Origin of the sequence: Chryseolinea sp. H1M3-3, assembly GCF_029360725.1 — a bacterium.
Taxonomy (GTDB): domain Bacteria; phylum Bacteroidota; class Bacteroidia; order Cytophagales; family Cyclobacteriaceae; genus Chryseolinea.
Window position 1 is genome coordinate 939,837 of record NZ_JARKMY010000010.1, and the last position, 18,658, is coordinate 958,494.

Annotated in this window: 17 protein-coding genes; 9 read left to right on the forward strand and 8 right to left on the reverse strand. The window is 42.0% G+C overall.

The genetic code is table 11. The features are described 5' to 3' along the window. Positions 1–90: 90 nt before the first annotated feature. Positions 91–798 (forward strand): DUF2927 domain-containing protein, encoded by a 708-nt coding sequence (locus P2W71_RS20770; protein WP_276373250.1) that lies wholly within the window; start codon positions 91–93, stop codon positions 796–798. 17 nt (positions 799–815) lie between these two features. On the opposite strand, the gene P2W71_RS20775 is transcribed toward P2W71_RS20770, so the two are convergent. Further along, positions 816–1,298 (reverse strand): hypothetical protein, encoded by a 483-nt coding sequence (locus P2W71_RS20775; protein WP_276373251.1) that lies wholly within the window; start codon positions 1,296–1,298, stop codon positions 816–818. A 100-nt stretch (positions 1,299–1,398) separates the two neighbouring features. On the opposite strand from P2W71_RS20775, the gene P2W71_RS20780 reads away from it, so the two are divergent. Beyond that, entirely contained in the window at positions 1,399–1,968 is a 570-nt protein-coding gene (locus P2W71_RS20780) for a Crp/Fnr family transcriptional regulator (RefSeq protein ID WP_276373252.1), read from the forward strand. A 142-nt stretch (positions 1,969–2,110) separates the two neighbouring features. Here P2W71_RS20780 and P2W71_RS20785 read toward each other — a convergent pair whose 3' ends face one another. Genes P2W71_RS20785 through P2W71_RS20805 form a run of 5 tightly spaced genes read right to left on the reverse strand, consistent with a single transcriptional unit; the run spans position 2,111 to position 7,481 of the window. Beyond that, on the reverse strand, positions 2,111–2,872 hold the full coding sequence (locus tag P2W71_RS20785; RefSeq protein ID WP_276373253.1) for a sugar isomerase domain-containing protein: 762 nt from the start codon (positions 2,870–2,872) through the stop codon (positions 2,111–2,113). Between the two features lie 6 nt (positions 2,873–2,878). After that, the gene (locus P2W71_RS20790; protein WP_276373254.1) at positions 2,879–4,036 is read right to left on the reverse strand and encodes an MFS transporter; all 1,158 of its coding nucleotides are present in this window, start codon (positions 4,034–4,036) and stop codon (positions 2,879–2,881) included. Further along, entirely contained in the window at positions 4,033–4,971 is a 939-nt protein-coding gene (locus P2W71_RS20795) for an ROK family protein (protein ID WP_276373255.1), read from the reverse strand. The genes P2W71_RS20790 and P2W71_RS20795 overlap by 4 nt, the downstream gene beginning before the upstream one ends. Positions 4,972–4,983: 12 nt before the next feature. Then, a complete protein-coding gene (locus P2W71_RS20800; RefSeq protein ID WP_276373256.1) occupies positions 4,984–5,625 on the reverse strand; it encodes a polysaccharide deacetylase family protein in 642 nt (213 codons plus the stop codon). A gap of 53 nt (positions 5,626–5,678) precedes the next feature. Beyond that, positions 5,679–7,481, reverse strand: coding sequence for a glycoside hydrolase family 9 protein (locus P2W71_RS20805; RefSeq protein ID WP_276373257.1), 1,803 nt, complete (start codon positions 7,479–7,481; stop codon positions 5,679–5,681). Between the two features lie 179 nt (positions 7,482–7,660). On the opposite strand from P2W71_RS20805, the gene P2W71_RS20810 reads away from it, so the two are divergent. From P2W71_RS20810 to nhaD (P2W71_RS20825), 4 genes are all read left to right on the forward strand, one after another. Next, the gene (locus tag P2W71_RS20810) at positions 7,661–8,404 is read left to right on the forward strand and encodes a DeoR/GlpR family DNA-binding transcription regulator (RefSeq protein ID WP_276373258.1); all 744 of its coding nucleotides are present in this window, start codon (positions 7,661–7,663) and stop codon (positions 8,402–8,404) included. A gap of 148 nt (positions 8,405–8,552) precedes the next feature. Continuing rightward, complete coding sequence (locus P2W71_RS20815; RefSeq protein ID WP_276373259.1) at positions 8,553–9,878, forward strand: aspartate kinase; 1,326 nt, start codon at positions 8,553–8,555, stop codon at positions 9,876–9,878. 131 nt (positions 9,879–10,009) lie between these two features. Then, positions 10,010–11,326 carry a sodium:proton antiporter NhaD gene (gene nhaD / locus P2W71_RS20820; RefSeq protein WP_276373260.1) on the forward strand — a complete coding sequence of 439 codons (1,317 nt, stop codon included), beginning with the start codon at positions 10,010–10,012 and terminating at the stop codon, positions 11,324–11,326. Positions 11,327–11,393: 67 nt separating this feature from the next. After that, positions 11,394–12,770 carry a sodium:proton antiporter NhaD gene (gene nhaD / locus P2W71_RS20825; protein ID WP_276373261.1) on the forward strand — a complete coding sequence of 459 codons (1,377 nt, stop codon included), beginning with the start codon at positions 11,394–11,396 and terminating at the stop codon, positions 12,768–12,770. A gap of 52 nt (positions 12,771–12,822) precedes the next feature. Here nhaD (P2W71_RS20825) and P2W71_RS20830 read toward each other — a convergent pair whose 3' ends face one another. Together P2W71_RS20830 and P2W71_RS20835 are read right to left on the reverse strand one after the other, a co-directional pair. Continuing rightward, positions 12,823–14,049 carry a Glu/Leu/Phe/Val dehydrogenase dimerization domain-containing protein gene (locus tag P2W71_RS20830; protein ID WP_276373262.1) on the reverse strand — a complete coding sequence of 409 codons (1,227 nt, stop codon included), beginning with the start codon at positions 14,047–14,049 and terminating at the stop codon, positions 12,823–12,825. A 63-nt stretch (positions 14,050–14,112) separates the two neighbouring features. Further along, entirely contained in the window at positions 14,113–15,189 is a 1,077-nt protein-coding gene (locus tag P2W71_RS20835) for an anhydro-N-acetylmuramic acid kinase (RefSeq protein WP_276373263.1), read from the reverse strand. Positions 15,190–15,257: 68 nt separating this feature from the next. Between P2W71_RS20835 and P2W71_RS20840 the strand changes: the two genes are divergently transcribed. The 3 genes from P2W71_RS20840 to P2W71_RS20850 are packed head-to-tail and all read left to right on the forward strand — an operon-like array spanning position 15,258 to position 18,602. Then, positions 15,258–15,977, forward strand: a complete 720-nt coding sequence (locus P2W71_RS20840) for a type III pantothenate kinase (protein WP_276373264.1) — start codon at positions 15,258–15,260, stop codon at positions 15,975–15,977. Then, positions 15,964–17,250, forward strand: a complete 1,287-nt coding sequence (locus P2W71_RS20845) for a hypothetical protein (RefSeq protein WP_276373265.1) — start codon at positions 15,964–15,966, stop codon at positions 17,248–17,250. Before P2W71_RS20840 ends, P2W71_RS20845 begins: the two co-directional genes overlap by 14 nt. A gap of 14 nt (positions 17,251–17,264) precedes the next feature. Beyond that, the gene (locus tag P2W71_RS20850) at positions 17,265–18,602 is read left to right on the forward strand and encodes a tetratricopeptide repeat protein (protein ID WP_276373266.1); all 1,338 of its coding nucleotides are present in this window, start codon (positions 17,265–17,267) and stop codon (positions 18,600–18,602) included. Positions 18,603–18,658: the final 56 nt, after the last annotated feature.

Below are 18,658 nucleotides of genomic sequence, written 5' to 3' on the forward strand. Positions count from 1 at the left end.
ACGAATTTCCTTTGAGCGGCGAATTCCGATTATCGTTTCACAAAATCCTGAGAATTTCTTAAGTTCAAGATACATGCACCTGGAAAGCTTATGAATCGAAGGTTTTTGCCGCTATTCTTTATAACCGTTTTACTTTGTGCCTGCTCGGATGATGAAGTAGGCAAAAGGCTAACGGCCTATGATGAGCAAGTAATCCAATATTTCCAAGAAATTGCACTAGGTTTTGAATACGGTGGCGCTACTGAAGTAACCCGGAAATGGGTTACCGACATGAAGATTTTTGTAGGCGGGAATAAAACTCCTGAATTAATGAATGAACTTCAGGCGATCATCAACGAGATTAATAGTTTGGCCAACGACGGTTTTAAGATTAGCATCGTTACAGATACTTTACAATCAAATTATTACGTTTTTCTGGGCGCGGGCGCCACTTATGCTGAAAGATTTCCCTCGCTGGCTACGCTCGTGGCAGATAATTGGGGATTGTTCAGCGTGTATTGGGATGCAACAGAACAAATTTACAGGGGCCACATGTATGTGGATATAGAACGTGCCAACCCTGCCGAAGAAAAACACCTTCTTCGAGAAGAGCTGACACAATCACTTGGTTTGGCTAAAGATTCGAACTCTGATTTGTATCTCAATAGTATTTTTCAAGCGAAGTGGACGACAACAACTGCATATGATGAGATAGACAAAGATCTAATCAGGTTATTGTATCATCCTGACATGCAAATTGGATTGAACCGCGAGCAAGTTGAAGAACTATTGAGAGAAGTCTTGCTAAGTGAAAAATAACTATGCAGACAGGTTAGTTACAGCGTCTGATTTTTACTCATCAGTAAACCCACTAGCAGACTTAGCATACCGGCGCAAATAAACACACCTCTATACTTCATATAATCTAACCATTGGACTCTGATTTCGTCCCAATTAACGCTTTTATCGCCTGGGCTATACGTATGCATCAAGGCATTCAGTGGCATACTTCCTTTGGTTGCTATCGCGAGGTCTACTGCGAGACAAACCAGGGCCATTGCGACAGATATGAAGAATGCGGTGGCTGGATTTTTGGCTGCGAGTGCCACCACAACGAGGGATAATGCAAGACACGAGTAATACATTGCCTTAAAACGACCGATCATCAATGAGTCAATTACTTTTCGAAGCTCAAAGAATGTGTCGAGGGAGACTACCTTTAAGGAGTCGCCGAGAATAAACAAATAGAAAAGCACTTGTGATGTGACCAGTACATAGCTTAGAAGATGAAGTAGACGGACTGTGTTAATTACTGTCATATTTTTATTTATTTTAGATTTCACGCAAAACAATCAACCTTCAACATCTTAATTCTTGAGGTAAGTCAAGATTTTCTTAGATGCCAAAAACACCACTTCTATGGGAGAAGAACTAAGAGACTTTTTCGAAAAACAAGTGCCGCTGGAGGACGAGGCGTGGGAGGATCTTCAGAAGATCATTTCGTTAAAAGATCTAAAAAAAAAACAACATTTTCTACGGCAAGGAGAAATTTGTAGACAATTAGGCTTTATTGTTTGTGGATATGTTCGTTTATACTATTTGAAAGATGGAGAAGAAATTACCAAGGACTTCAATTTTGAAAATTCATTTTGCGGATCCTACGCGAGCTTCAGTTTAGGCCAGCCTTCACGATTCAATGTAATCGCTATGGAGAAAGTAAAGTTATATGCGATCGGCAGAGATGAACTATTCAGACTGTTTGATAAATACTCAAGCTTACAAAAACTAGGAAGATTAAGCATGGAGCATATGTTCATCAGAAAGGAAATGCGTGAGTCATCATTCCTACTTGATTCTGCTGAACAGCGTTATAAAGATTTGTTATCGCAGTATCCTCAAATTCAACAAAGGGTCCCTTTGAAATATTTAGCTTCTTACTTAGGAATGACAGCGGAAACCCTAAGCCGGATTCGTGGAAACAAAACATGACTACTACCCTTCGCCAAGCCAACCCGGAATATCGTTTGATAAACCGGGTTGTCTGGCTTGGTTAGGCTCCACGGTAATGCTACTTGCGTATAACAAGATCACGATGAGTTTGACCTAGACAAACCCCTATTTATTAGTAGTCTTAAACTCCAGCTACCCGTTTTTTATATTCTGTCAGCGCATCCTCTAGTCTTTGCTTTGCAGTGGTATCACCTGGAACGTTGTGAGAGGGATGTATAAAAAGTTTTACGCCTCTGTCGGCCAATATTTCTGCTACTGTTGTAACGGTCATCCACACACAAGTCACAAAAGCCATGGTAGAAACCGGCCCCACCTTGTCCTGATGATTTTTCAAATCCACAGAAGCGTCAACGATAGGTGCGCATGAGTCGACAACAATGTCCGCTACATCAAAGATTGTTTTGCCAGTAGAATGGCGTGAAGTTTTTCCCTTAGCTGCGGCAGCCGATCCGTAAGCGATTACTTTCATGCCACGTTTCTTTGCTTCCAACGCTACGTCTATGTTCACGTTATTAATACCGGTATGTGAGAATAGCCACATGGTATCCTTTGGGTCGAAATTATATCCTTTCATGATTTCCACCCCATATCCTTCAACGCGTTCAAGGAAGACGAATTGATGCACGCCCATCTCGCCAGTTATCCTGGTAAAAAAAGTAAGCGGTAGTTCTATAATTGGATGAAACCCTACAAACCCACCGATGCGCGGATACATTTCCTCCACAGGAATAGTGGCATGACCGCATCCAAAAGTGTGCACCCATCTTCCGGCCTCAATGCTATCAGCCATCACTTCAGCTGCCTTCCGGATATTTTCCATTTGTGTTTCTTCGATTTGAGACATGACATCCCGTGCATTTTTAAGCCATTGTGTTGCGAGCATATTCAGTTATTTAAGATTTAATTTTTTTATTATTAACAAGGAAAAGAGGAGCATAAAAGTTGTTAGTAAAAATCCCATCGTAACAAGATGAGCTATGCCATATTTGTCTACAATAAATCCCATCAGATAATTGACCGCCATGCTTCCTATCAATCCAATGGAAATCACAATGCTAAAGGCTGTGCCCGAAACGGTCTCATATCTTTCACCAACAAACCCTAAAGTAACCGGGAAACCAGCTGCTAATCCGGCACCCAGCACCACAAGACCAAGAATAGATAAAGGATATGAAGACGCTGTAAGTAACGAACATCCGATACCCAGCAAAACGATTGAATACAATAATACAGTTCGCGAAGAAACATGCTTAAGAACATTTCCCAAGATTATTCTCATCACCGCCATTCCTACGACATACATAGACAACGCATATAATGCCTCACTAATTGAAATTGAATTTTTTTCAAGAAGGAAAGTAGTGGTCCAATTATTTATGATTGCTTCAAAACTGCTTTGACAAAAAAGAAAAAAACCAACCAGTATAAGAACGTCGTCCCTTAGTAATTTCAATACCTCAAAAAAAGATATGCCACACGTTTGCTTAGCAACGGGGAACCTAGTGACTACAAATAACGCAGCGGCCAAGAGTGCGAGATATCCCACACTCGAGACGATAATTTCAAACGAAAATTCTTTTTGAAGGACTGCAAGAACAAAAGGCATCCCTAATGCACCTATAGCAAAGAAAACTCCTAATACACTTAGATTGGCACTTTTATTCGTTTGGCTTATGTCCGAAACAACTGCGTTGGTGGCACCATTGATAGCACCTCCACCCAAACCAAAAAGGAATACACACATTTTTAAAACAGCCAAGTCAGTACTATAGGCGATGCCTTGAAATCCCGCAAACATGGATAAACCTGCTGATGTCATTATTATCTTGTAGCCATATCGGTCAGCAAATGGACCAAAGAGTAGAGAGCCGGATAAAATTCCGAACGGCAGAATCGAAACGATCATTCCAAAAGAAATGGAATCAAGCATGAATTTCGATTGCAACCCAGTGGCTACTGATCCAAGAGTAATGAGAGACATTCCAAAGAGCAGCATGCCTAGACAGGCTGAAAGGAATATTGCGCGCGTACGTTGCTTTCCTTTCATTTGTTGAGCGCTTGATTTTTAAAAGCCAGGAATCCTGCACCATATACCGAAGCATCAGCCCCCAGTAAAGCATTTTCAAAACTCACCTGAGTTATGCTAATGGGTTGTGCCCACTTGGTCGCTGCTGCCTTGATGTCATTTATGAATTTTGAAGCAGGCCCGAAGATTCCGCCTCCAAAAATTATCTTCTCAGGATTCAAAATGCTGACGAGATTGGCTGCGGCCATTCCCCAGAAGGAAATACATTCCCGTATGATTGTATGAGCCAAAGGATCTTGTTCATCAAAGGCCTCAAATACATGACGGGCGGATAGGTCATCTGGCGGATAAATTCTCAACACCGACGCGGTGGAATCTGCTGACAAAACTTCGCGTGCAAGTTTCGGAATACCGGTTCCCGAGGCATAGAATTCAAAGCACCCACAACTTTTATATTTATTTTCAAATGGCTTTGTCAATGCCATCCAGCCAATTGCTCCGGCTATATCGTGAGCTCCACGAAGCACGTTCCCATCCACTAAAATACCGGCGCCAATACCCGTTCCTACAGCGATGAAGATAGCATCTTTACAACCCTTCGCACTACCACACCATTGCTCTCCTAAAATACTGCAAGCGCGATCGCTGTCAATTGTGACCGGCGCTCCATCGGCGACCTCTTCTATCTTTTCTTTTAACGGATAGTCGTCCCAGCCTTCAATATTGGGTGCCCATACAGTACCCGTTGCATGACGGCTTATGCCAGGAACCGCTACCCCGATGGATCTTATTCCTTTTGGAAGATGATCTTTGACAAGCATTTGAATTAACGCACCGACTTCACTGCCTTTTCTCCCATCCAGCGGAACAGCAGTTTTGGATAAAAGTAAACCGGACTCTGAAAAAAGCGCTACAGCAACTTTAGTTCCCCCTAAGTCAATTCCGAGTACGGGCATCTTTTTGGTCAGTTAGTTTAACAATTCGTCGATTCTAACAAAAGCATAACCCAAGGATTTCAACTCCTCAATTAATGCGTTAAGGCGGACATAAAATTTATCTGTCCGCCTTTCGTCCGTGCCTATATGCGTCAGCAGAATAAATCCGTTGAGGCCATTTGGATCTTCTTGTTCATACTTTAAAATGGACTGATAGATTTCCTCAGATGATTTATATCCAGGCAGACCTGGATATGTGTAGTCAGCAGCAGATCGCGTTCCTGGAGAAAAATTCACCAGTTGAAGCCCCAGGCTAATCGTCCAGTCCGAGATTGTTTTATTATACCATTCAAAGGGCGGAAGAAAATATACCGCATCGGTCTTTCTGATTTTGAAAGATTTCATGCGTTTATAATTTTGACGGAGATCTTTTTTAAATTCTTTTTCAGACACCAGCAAACTGTCGCGTTTGGTCCAGTCAGTGTACAACAAATGCCTGTCCGAGTGAGCAGCGAGGTAATGGCCATTGGCTTTTAACCTTGCAATAAGGGATTTGAATGCAGGGTTCTTATAAAAATTCCCAGTCAAGAAAAATGATGCTTTAATACTATTCATTTCTAACGCATCGGCGATTGTTTTTCCACCATCTGCAAATTCATCGCCGGTAAAGACCAATGCAATTTGTTTTTTGTCGAGATCCCCTCTGATAATTGCGCCATGGACATCAACTACTTTTTTCTGCTTCCACTCTCCCGGGAATCCGTTTCTTTTGCGGCTAACAAATAAATTAAGGCGGCGGTCCCATCCATTGTAGGTTCGTTTGTGCTATAGTCGCCATGGTCATCGTGATACACTGCTAGCGTTGACTGGAATGCAGCGTATTCATCTTCGTCGACTAATGTAAGTCCTAAGAGACTGTTATAAATATGACCGGAAACCGGACCATCGACCAAGCCTCCATCTAACGGATACTTATGGAGTACCGTGAAAGACGAGTGCGGATCCACTGGGGTATCGCCTTTTGAGGGCAACCCGAACACCATGCTAGTACCCCAAGGGTTGCATCCGAATAACCAGTCGAAGCAGGCTTGTTCAAGTTGGATGAAACTATTGTCGCCGCTAAGTTTTCTATAGAGATAACATTGAATTGCAAAGGAGGTCGTCAGATTATTGGAACACCAGATGAAAGGAACACCACGGTAAAAAGCATTTCCGTTTGCCTTCTTCCACACCTTTTCAATTCCATCCCTATAATACTTGAGAAGTTGTGAGCGCGCTGTTTTATCTCCAGAGACAGCCAGCTCGTAATGACCGAAGTTGTGAAAGGGATACCACTGATAATGAACAGCTGTATCAGCGCCAATCCAAGGTGTTATCTTTTCCTGCTCACTAAATTCTAAGGCCTGTGTAAAATATGTTTTTTCTTTCGTAAGCTGGAAGATCGATGCTGCCGCTAATTCCATATCATCAACCCAATTATCCTCTTCATAAAAATACCGGGCTTTCATTGGCGCAGTTTGTGCCACACCAGGTTTTGCTTGTCCAAACCTGTAAGCTGAAAGTGATTTAAGCTTCAGTTTTTCTGATAGACTGGGGTCTGTTTTTTTAAGAACCTGCGATCCCAACGCAAAAGCACTGGCAAATTTGCCTGCAGTAGATGCGGCGCCCGTCGCTCTGTTTTTATGCTTGCCTAATCCTTGTACTTCGCCTGAGATAAAATATACGGGCCTTCCGTTTCCTTTCCCATAGCCATAATCGGCAGGGTCATTCACCGGCAAACGAAATCCGATGTGGTCGCGATCGTCTGCAAGTTGGTTAAACATCCAATCGTCTTTGGGATGCATTTTCAATAGCCATTGCAACCCCCAAACTGCTTCATCTAAAACATCAGCTGTGTTATTTTTACCATCCAGTCCATTCGCCAGGTGCGAATCAGAAAATGCATTTGGAAAATCCCGATAAGCGGCAAGTAGGTGGTACGTTGCGTTAGCGGAGGTGGTGGAATATTGCAGGTAGTCCGTTGCGTCATGCCACCCGCCAGAAACGTCTACATACGTGCCATCCGGCATGGGGCCATAAATGGTGTATCCATCCTTTGTGTGACAAGAGTCTTTCAAGAAAGGATTATAGCCACTCCGCTGCTGACGCATGTAACGCAATGCAAAATCTGCCGATCCATTGTAAACCTCCTTTGATATTGTGAAAATTGAGGAGCGAATGTCACCGACTTTTAAATAGAAATCGCCTCCAGCTGTGTAATCTGAAAAATCCAATCGATAGGAGGTCACAAACGGACCGTAAGCTCCGAAGTTCTTGCCTGGTTTTCGCTTTAGAACACTTCGGGAAGTTTTTGCTTCTACTAACTCGAAATAAGGTGGTTCAATATTCTCCTTGGATACCAACACGGCAACCTTAAGGCCCGAAGTTGAATAGCCCAATTGATTAATTCGTATCCATGAAGATTCGATTGACTGCGTGGAGGCTGAGGTAGCGACCAAGACAAGGAAAATTAATGCATACAAAGTATTCACGGGATGCGTCTTTTTGCTGTTCGAACATTAAAGTAAATATTATTCCGCATAAAACAGCATAAATTGTCATTATTTATTGCTAATTCATTTATTTTAGCTTTGGGATTCATTTAAAAGCGTGCAGAATTCAATATAAATGATAGGAGCAATAAAACGAGAACGCATAAAAACGCATATTGATGCTACAAGAAGAACGACATAACTATATCATTCAACAGATTCATACAAACAATAAGGTCATTGCTGCAGAACTGTGCAAACAACTTAAGGTTTCGTTGGACACTATCAGACGAGATATAAAAGAACTTGAAAAAAGAGGTAAAGTTGTGAAAGTGCATGGGGGTGCAATTTCGCCGCATTTCCATCAACCGTTTCAACCGCAAGAGGTTTACGCCCGAGAGGAAAAAAAAGAGATTGCGAAAAAAGCACTCTCCTTAATCAAAGATGGCATGACTTTGTTGACCGGTGGAGGTACCGTCATGCTGGAACTTGCCCGGATGCTCCCTGAGCGGCTCAGCGGCGTTCTGTTTACAGTTAGCCCCCTCGTTGCGTTGGAGGCTGCACAACGTTCGACTGTAGAAGTGATTTTATTGGGGGGCAAATTATCCAGTAATTCTTATATCTGTACCGGTGCATCGGTGTCCAATGCCATATCCGAACTCCACGTAGATCTTTGCTTGCTGGGTACCAACGGATTGTCTTTGGAGGATGGCATAACAGATTTCGATTGGGAAGTTGCTCAGGTCAAGAAAGCAATTCTTAAGGCTTCCGACCAAAAAGCCTTTTTAAGTATTTCGGAGAAACTGGGAAGTTCACAAAAGATGCAAGTCTGTAAGCTCAATGCCATTGACTATTTGATTACTGAATTAAATTCTAGCGACGAAAAATTTGATCTATACCGAAAGGCTTGCAAAGTTTTATAACGTTACAATTTCGCTATAATTTCGTGCGGGAAGGAGATACCAAGGTATCAGACAATCCATAAGTCAGCGGTTATAAAAAGAAAGACGAGCAGCATAGCAATAATTTTTTAACGCTGCTTATATTTGCCCGTTTTTAAAAATTCAATTTATGGTGGTGTTAAAATTTGGCGGTACCTCTGTAGGGAAACCCGAACGGATGAAAAAGATTGCCGAACTTGTGTTAGGCACTCCAGGAAAAAAAATCGTAGTACTTTCTGCTTTGTCTGGAACGACTAATGCATTGGTAGCGATAGGAGATAATCTTTTAGCAGGACAAAAGGCAAAAGCCGAGGAAGAAACTGTTGCACTCGAAAAACACTATCAGACTTTCATCAAGGAATTATACGGTAGCGAGTCATTTCACGCCATCGGCCAGGAAATTGTTAGTCGATTTTTCATTTTTATCAGGATGCTGGCGGCGGGCAAATTTGATAACAAGGGCTATAGAGAGTTACTCGCTCAAGGCGAATTGATTTCAACAGAATTATTTTATCAGCATTTGCAAGAGCGTAAGATTAGTGCACGCCTTTTACCAGCGCTGTATTTTATGTCTATTGATGAAAACGATGAACCCGAGTTAGAAAAAATTTCCGAGCGCCTGAAGCCGCTGGTGAATTCTCTTACCAATGTTGATATCATTATAACCCAAGGTTATATCTGTAGAAATAACCGAAATGAAATCGATAATTTAAAACGCGGAGGCAGTGATTACACCGCATCACTTATTGGTGCTGCCATCCGTGCGCAGGAGATTCAGATATGGACTGACATTGACGGCATGCACAACAATGACCCACGCATCGTCAAGAAAACAGTCCCTATTTCAGAGCTTACATTCGACGAAGCCTCTGAGCTCGCTTATTTCGGTGCGAAAATTTTACATCCTTCTACCATTGTTCCTGCTCAAAAGTATAATGTTCCGGTGCGGCTCAAAAATACCATGGATGAAAAAGCTCCGGGTACAATCATTACCGGCAAAGGTTCATCGATAGGTTCATTCAAAGCTATCGCAGCGAAAGATGGAATTACTGCTATCAACATACGATCATCACGCATGCTCATGGCCTATGGTTTTTTACGCAGGGTGTTTGAAGTTTTTGAGAATCATAAGACCTCCATTGATATGATTACCACATCAGAGGTTGCAGTCTCCTTAACAATTGATAATTCAACTCATCTTACATCCATTGAAAACGAATTAAACAAATTCGGAACTATCGAAGTGGATAAGGATCAAACTATTATTTGTATTGTGGGGCAAAAAATAACAGAGCAAAAAGGTGTTCTTAAACAGATATTCGATTCCCTTAGTGAAATTCCTGTTCGCATGGTTTCATGCGGCGGAAGCACAAACAATGTGTCTGTACTGGTAGAAAAACAATACAAAGAAAAAGCGCTAAATGCCTTAAATGAAGGCCTGTTTGGCTTAAAGTAAGAAAACACTGCTTCCGTAGATTATTTTTTTTACCGCCGTTCATGTAGTAATCATTATCTTTTCATGACGATTACTAGAATTATCTTTTTCATAAAAGAAAAAATTTTCATCTTTCACGCGATTGTGAAATTATGGAAGCTTCAGTCATTGTCATCTTCATCATTGGCTATCTGCTCATTGCCTTTGAACATCCCGTTAAGATCAACAAATCAGCAACAGCAATTGTAACGGGGGTGCTATGCTGGACTATTTATGCCTTGGCTTCCAGCCAGTCGCCTGAACACATAACACATCAGCTAGCAGAACACTTCGGAGAAATCTCAGCTATTTTATTTTTTCTTTTAGGTGCGATGACCATTGTGGAATTGGTGGATGCATATCAAGGATTCAGAATTATAACAGATCGAATTACCACAAAGAATCCTAAATCTTTATTGTGGGTTATTTGCTGGGTTACCTTTTTTCTTTCCGCGCTGCTTGATAATCTTACCACTGCCATTGTAATGGTTTCACTTATCCGCAAATTGGTTCCTAACAAGAATATGCGTTTATTCTTTGCGGGCATGATTGTAATTGCAGCCAATGCAGGTGGAGCGTGGTCACCTATTGGTGATGTTACAACCACCATGCTTTGGATTGGCGGACAGATTACTGCTGTTAACATTATCAAGACTTTAATATTACCGAGCATTGTTTGTATGGTCATACCGTTGCTTTATTTACAATTTACTTTAAAGGGAGAACTGGGACACGCGGGCAGCCACACTTCTGATCATTCGAGCCATTCGCATCATGGACATCACAACTCAAAGATCAAAGGCTCGAAGGCCATGCTCTTCCTCGGAATCGCGGGCTTGATTTCAGTACCTGTTTTTAAAACTGTTACACATCTTCCTCCTTATCTTGGAATGTTGCTCGCGCTTGGTGTGCTGTGGATTGTCTCCGAATTAATAAATCCGCACATGGATGAGACAGAAAAAAAACCATATACGGCAGCCGGTGCTTTGGCTCGTATTGATGTTCCAAGTGTTTTATTCTTTTTGGGTATTTTGTTAGCTGTGGCCGCACTCGATGCAATGGAAATTCTCCATCATTTTGCGACCTATCTCGATAAAAGCCTTGGCGATAACCGCATTATCATCACATTGATTGGAATACTATCCTCGATAGTTGATAACGTGCCCCTGGTTGCTGCGAGTATGGGCATGTACAGTCTGGAAACTTATCATCCTGACCATATGATTTGGGAGTACCTGGCGTATTGTGCCGGCACGGGTGGAAGCATCCTGATCATAGGTTCTGCCGCTGGCGTAGCTGTAATGGGTATGGAAAAAATTGATTTTATCTGGTACCTGAAGAAAATTTCATTGCTGGCGGCTTTAGGTTACTTTGCAGGTGCCATTGTTTACCTCATAATCTATCCCTATTTGGCAGTACATCCTCATTAAAAAAAATAACACCTCTCCATCATTCGAACTTGAAAAATTCTAATCTTTAAGGTGTTACTCCCTTTGCATGGAAACCTTCATTATTCTTGTATTTATCGTGGGCTATGTCGCTATCGCGCTCGAACATAGTATAAAAATTAACAAAACAGCCTCCGCGATTCTTACAGGCGTAATCTGCTGGACGCTCTTCGCTCTATCATCTCCTCCCGAGTCGCTTTTGGCAAGTTCACACTTTACGAATTTTTTGGATGGGCTTAAACTGCAATTGGGTGACAAGTTCGCGTCGCTAGGGCAACAGGAACTGTTTGTAAGTTTTGTTGGCACCGAACTTTCACATCACCTTGCGCAAATTTCAGAAATACTTTTTTTCCTGATGGGCGCGATGACCATTGTAGAATTGGTGGACGCTCATCATGGCTTTCGCTTTATTACCGATCGCATTACAACAAAGAATGCAAAGTCACTCTTGTGGATTATATGCTGGGTGACATTTTTCCTCTCCTCGGTACTGGACAACCTAACAACTTCTATTGTGATGGTCTCTTTGATACGCAAACTTATTCCTAATAAAGATACACGGTTGTTCTTTGCGGGTATGATCGTTATAGCAGCAAACGCGGGGGGCGCCTGGACGCCCATTGGTGATGTTACAACGACTATGCTATGGATCGGCGGACAAATTTCGACACTTAACATTATAAAAGTAATGTTTATTCCAAGTGTCATCTGCATGCTTACCCCGCTCATATATTTAAGTTTTACAATGAAGGGAAGTTTAGGTGAAGCCCATGAACATCACACCAAGTCACACGACCAAGCCATAAACGGCGGCATGCTTATGTTGATATTGGGAATTGGCGCATTAATCTCTGTTCCAATTTTCAAAACGTTTACACACTTACCTCCTTATATTGGGATGTTATTAGGTTTAGGAATTCTATGGGTAGTATCCGAACTTATTCATCCCGAGTTAGACGATGCTGTTAAAAAGAATTATACAGCCGCAGGAGCCTTGGCACGCATCGATGTCCCCAGCGTGTTATTTTTCCTTGGAATTTTACTCGCCGTCGGCGCACTAGAATCCATGTTAACGCTTCATCACTTCGCAGAATATCTAGCCCGCACGTTAGGTGATAATCGAATTATCATAACATTAATAGGTCTTCTCTCCGCGGTCGTCGATAATGTTCCGCTGGTAGCCGCCAGCATGGGAATGTATAGTCTTGACGTTTATCCACAAGATCATCTCATCTGGGAATATCTTGCGTATTGCGCTGGAACGGGTGGAAGTATTTTGATCATCGGTTCAGCAGCGGGTGTCGCGGTGATGGGGATGGAAAAAATTGACTTTATCTGGTATACTAAAAAGATAAGCTTGATTGCAATGATGGGTTACTTCGGAGGCGCCGCGGCGTACTTGCTTATTCAACAGTTCGCTGGCTGATGCAAAGTTAAATTACTGAATTCACGTCAGCATCTAATGACGTTTCACTACATCACACCAACTGTTTCAACGCCAGTTCAAATGACGCTTGTGCTATACCTGTTCGGTAAGGATTCAAGGCATGAGTTTTTTGGAGTGCCTGCTCGATAGCCTGTTTGATGTCATTAAAAATTAGCTCATCGTTTTCTGGTACCGGATTCTCCATGAAGTAGGTACAAGCACGGGCGCGGCCACAATTTGCTATAAAGTCTGGGATAACAGAAAACTTTTCATCGGCATAAAGCCCTATTGGACCAAGAAAAATTTCCGGATCAAAAAAAGGAACATGAGCAGCGCAAGGAAAGACTTCGATCCGCGAAGCAATCATGCGATCGATCTGATCCTTAATGATCAATCTTGATGCCGCGGCGGGCACAAAAATTTCAAATTCTAAATCCCATATTTTTTGATTAGCCATAAAAAACGGAAGCATGTTTTTAGACACCAGTTTGTTTCCGTTCTTGCTAGTAACCAACGTTTTTATTTCATCCAAAGAAAATCCTTGCTGATTTATCAGTCCGCCTTCATGACTTACTATGCCCACAACCTTAACACCCATCTGCGTTAAAAAGAATCCCGCCGCCGCACCAACATTCCCCCATCCCTGAATAACGGCCCGCTTTTTCCTGATATCCCCGCCCCACTTTTCATAATATAATTTCACTGCTTCAGCTACTCCGAAACCAGTGCACATGTGCTCAACTGTATATGCCTTTTCCAGAGAAGGTGTATAACGTTCATCGCGGATCACCTTGGCCATTCCTTGCCGGAGCTGATTGATGCGTGTTGATTTCTCATCATTATTTGAGTGGTAGTGCCCAGCGAATATACCCTCCGTGGGATGCAAAATCCCTAACCCTTCCGTAACGGGGATTATTTCATGAATTTCATCGACATTTAAATCCCCGCCCGTTCCATAGTAGTATTTTAACAACGGCCCGACTGCACGATACCAACGCTGAAGCACACCCGGTTTTCTGGGATCGCTTGGATTGAAATTTATTCCGGAATAGGCTCCTCCGATAGAAGGACCAGAGACAGTAAAACGCACCTCCATGGTCTTAGCCATAGATTCAACTTCATGTTTATCTAAACCCTTGCGCATGCGCGTGCCACCACCCGCTGCACCTCCGCGCAATGAATTTATGACGACCCAACCTTCTGCCTCGGTTTCGGAGTCTTTCCATTCAAACACAATTTCAGGACGAGTATTTTCGAATTTTGAGAGGTTCAGTTTCATTTCGATTCCAAATTACCATCAAGCGATGAGGAATTTTCAGGGTTTGATATAAAATATATTTTATTACAGTCCAACGAGCACACCCCCACTACTATCAGCATCAGCACCAGTGACACTCTTGAAACAATTTGGTTGCCTTTCCACTCGTAACACGCCTAAAAATGCAAACACCATGGCTTCCTTGAATTTTACAACCTCTTCTTCAGGGATGATCAATGCTCCATTGTCACCCAGCTGCTCCAACAAACATGAAACAAAAAAAGAGTTAAAGGTTCCTCCTCCCGTACACAAAACTTTTGCATTCTTTTTTTCTGAAACGATTGCTGTAATGATTTCGCGTGCTGACGAGGTTACAAACGTGGATAATTTATCTTCCACTTTAATACCAGGCTCATCAAGAATCGGTTGAATCCGTTGCTCAAAAATTTCCCGCCCTAACGATGGTCGTTTAGGGCGAAGCGATGCATATACCCTGTTTAACTTAGACAACATAGACGCGTTTACAGTCCCCGTTGATGCCAATTGCCCGCCTTCATCAAACGCTTTCCCTATTTTCGACATTATATAATTCAATCCCATGTTATTAAAACAAATGTCATAAGCTATCCTTACTTTTTTTACGTCCATCGATAAGTTAGCGATGCCACCAAGATTCAAGCACACATCATACTCACTAAAAAGCAACTTGTCACCTGCGGGAACCAGTGGTGCCCCTTCACCGCCCAACTGTACATCAAGACTTCGAAAATCGTAAATTACCGGAACACCGCACACCGCATGCAATGCATTTCCATTTCCAATCTGGTAAGTAAATCCTTTTGCTGGCTGATGAAAAACCGTATGGCCATGAGAAGCAATGAAATCTGGTTTAAGCTTATTCTCACTGATGAAAGTTTTGCAGGCTTTACCTAAGAATTTTCCATATTCCATGTCCAGTGCGATCAACGCTTCACCCGACAGATCCTGAGCGGAAGACAATTTTTTTCTCCATGCCAGCGGATATTTCATCGTCGTCGCTTGTTTGATGCTGTACCGCCATCCACTTGGGACCTTTGAAAAATTACAAAAGGCAATATCCAGACCGTCGAGGGACGTTCCAGACATTAGTCCAATTACTTTAAAGTTGTTCTTTGAATCCATACTTTTGATTTTTCCCTTAGCCCAACTGCCTAAGTAAAGACAAAAGTACAGATAAGGATTTTATCAAAATGAATTTAGTTCTCGATTACGGAAACTCCTTTGCGAAAGTAGGGATCTTTGAAAATTATGATCTGCGATCACAATACACTTTCGCACATCGTGATGAACTGAAAAATTTTCTACAAAACTTTTCGGCCGACAATTTCATCCTCAGTTCAGTAACTCACGAAGCATCGTCAATATTGCCATGGGTTGATCATATTAAAACAAAGTTCATTTTGACCGCCGCCCTTCCACTGCCTGTAAAAAGTCTTTACGCAACGCCTGAAACGTTGGGTGTTGACCGGATTGCCGGCGTATGCGGCGCATATCAGAAATTTCCTGGTACCAATTGCCTGGTGATCGATGCTGGCACTTGCGTCACCTATGATTTTTTGGATGACAAAGGAAATTATCATGGCGGCGCAATTTCTCCCGGGTTAAAAATGCGTCTTCAGGCCATGAACGCCTTCACGGCAAAATTGCCTTTGGTGGATGTTATTTCAAATCCTCCACTGATAGGCACTACAACAGAAACTTGTCTCCAAAGTGGCGCTATCAACGGAATGAGCGAAGAAATAAAAGGCATTATAAGCTTGTACCAACAGAAAATTGTGGATTTAAAGGCGATTTTGTGTGGAGGCGATGCTAGTTTTTTTGAAAACCAACTGAAAGGGCCCATATTTGCGATCCCTGAATTAGTGCTCAGCGGATTAAACAGCATTTTGATTTATAATGTCGGTCATTAAAAAGTTCTTTTTAGTAATTGCTGTTGTGCTTTTCGCAGCAGACGTATGGGGTCAGGCCGCGCCATCTCCATTTACGGATTTCGGTATTGGCGAAGCATACGGTAATAGCTTAATCCATAATCAAGGCTCTGGGAGTATTGGAGTCAGTCATCCTCAATATTGGTTTTTGAACAATCAGAACCCCGCATTACTAGTATTTAATCCACTTACGGTTTTTCAGGTTGGTACTATTTACGAGTCCCGCACGATCAAGACTGATGCATTAAACGAGAAAAACACTGGTGGTAATCTAAGTTACCTGGCAGCAGCCTTTCCAATAAAAATCAATAAGTGGACCACTTCTATCGGCTTGATGCCTTACACCCATGTGAGTTATAATCTCCAATTTCCAGAGCAAATAAGAAATCAGAATGGCCAGGTGGTTGACACAGCAACTGTAATTCAATCCGGTACCGGAGGCTTAACGCAGCTTTATTGGTCGAACGGCGTGCGCATTTCGAAGTACATGAGCGTTGGTTTAAAGTCAACTTATTTATTCGGGCCGATTGATAATGTGTATTCTAATTTTATTGACAACACAGCAAATGGAGCAACACCGTATGTAATTAATATAGAAGAAAAAACGACTGTCACAGGATTTAACTTTGGGTTAGGGTATTCATTTAGTCGCGACTCTCTCGGCCGCCGCAACGATAATCGATTTAGTGTGGGCGCTGTGTATAATTTCACCAGTAAGTTGAAAGGAAAACTTAATCGTCAAACTATACGGACTACACTTGCTGAAGATACTGTTGAACGATATCCACTTTCCGTTGTTAATGGAAAAATTCATCTGCCGGCATCCTTTACCGTGGGTATGGCTTTTAGCAAAGAAGGTAAATGGATGATTGGAACTGAATTTTTTTACCAGGATTGGTCTACCTTCGAAAGCGTAAATAAAGATGATGAGGGACTTGGTGAGGCTTGGCGTTTGTCATTAGGAGGGGAATATACCGCTGATCCAAATACTGTAGATAATTATTTTAAGCGCATTACCTTTAGAGCTGGTTTAAATTTGGAACGTTACCCTTTTTTGGCGAATTATAAGCCAGTAAATGATTTTGGCATTAATTTTGGCTTGTCGCTACCAGCCGGGCGCTCAAGTGTTGATCTGGCGGTCAAATTTGGAAAGCGTGGCAATAAAAGTGAAAATATATTAGAGGAAAGTTACTTTAAAATATTTTTTGGCCTGACCTTTAACGATCAATGGTTCATTAAAAGAAAGTTTGATTAGAAATGAAAAGAAGTATGAAAAATCCAATTATGGCCAGTGTTGTAATGCTGGCTTTGCTGTTTACTGCTAACGGAGCATTTGCACAGTGTAAAGAAGTTGTCTGGCCTACTGATGGCGCGCAAAGAGCCAAGGCTGAAGAAAGTAAAGTTCTTTATGAAGACGCGAAAAACTCCAAACAGTATAAACAAGCGTTGCCTCCATTAAACTGGTTGTTGGCTAACGTTCCTCAATTCCATTCAAGCTTATACATCAACGCAGCTGATATTTATGATGAACTCGCATCAGCAGAAAAAGATGCTGCCCGCAAAAAGGTATATGTGGATTCCTTGATGATAGTTTATGATATGAGAATGAAAAATTGCGGTGAAGATCCTGTTGTTCACAACCGCAAGGCATTAGCATATTTAAAACATAATATTAATGAGCAACCTGCCGAAGCTTTGAAATTACTGGATGAAACATTCAAAAAGAATGGCAACAATATAATGGATGCTACCCTGGTCCCTTATTTTCAAACAGTACGCTTAAATGCACTCAAGTTCAAGAACATGACTGACGTTCAAATTTTAGAGCGGTACGACAAACTGATGGAGATCATTGATAACAAAATCAAAAAGACTCAGAGCGAGGGTAAACCTGTTGATAAATACAAAAAGTATAAAGATGATATCGATGCCATACTCATCACGATGGTGAAAGTTGATTGTGACTTCGTTAGAGCTAATCTGGCGCCTAAGTATAAACAGAATCCAACGGACATCTCTTTGGCCAAGAAAATATTCTCTTTCATGCTTCAGGGAAAATGTACTGACGACCCCCTTTGGTTACAAGCTGCGGAAACTGTTTACAATGACCCAGCAGGCCAAAAAGATTGTGGTTTGGCAAAAAATTTAGGGATCATCTACATGTCGAAAGATGACTTCGAGAAAGCCGAGAAGTTTTTGACGGAAGCACAAGGTGTGTGTACTGACAGCCAGGATAAAGCCGAAGTATTGCTGAGCCTTGGAACCCTATCTTCAAGAAGAGGTAAAAAGTCCGAAGCACGCGAATTGTATCGCCAGGCTGCGTCAGCAAATGCTACGGTTGCCAAAGAGGCTTATGAGAAAATAGGCGACTTATATTTTAACAGTCATGGTGATTGCGCGAAAAAGGTGAACCAAGCGGACGACCGTCTGGTGTATTTGCTCGCAGCTGATTACTATCAACGGGCTGGCAATGGCAAAAAAATAGCCATGGCAAAAGAAGGCTTCCCTTCCAAGGAGGAAATCTTCCTTGTGAATTACCAGCCCGGCGATACAAAGAAAGTAGAATGCTGGATCAACGAATCCACAACGATCAGAACAAGAGATTGATAAAACTTAATAATTTTAAAAAGGCCATAGCTCTTCTATGGCCTTTTTCATTTTAA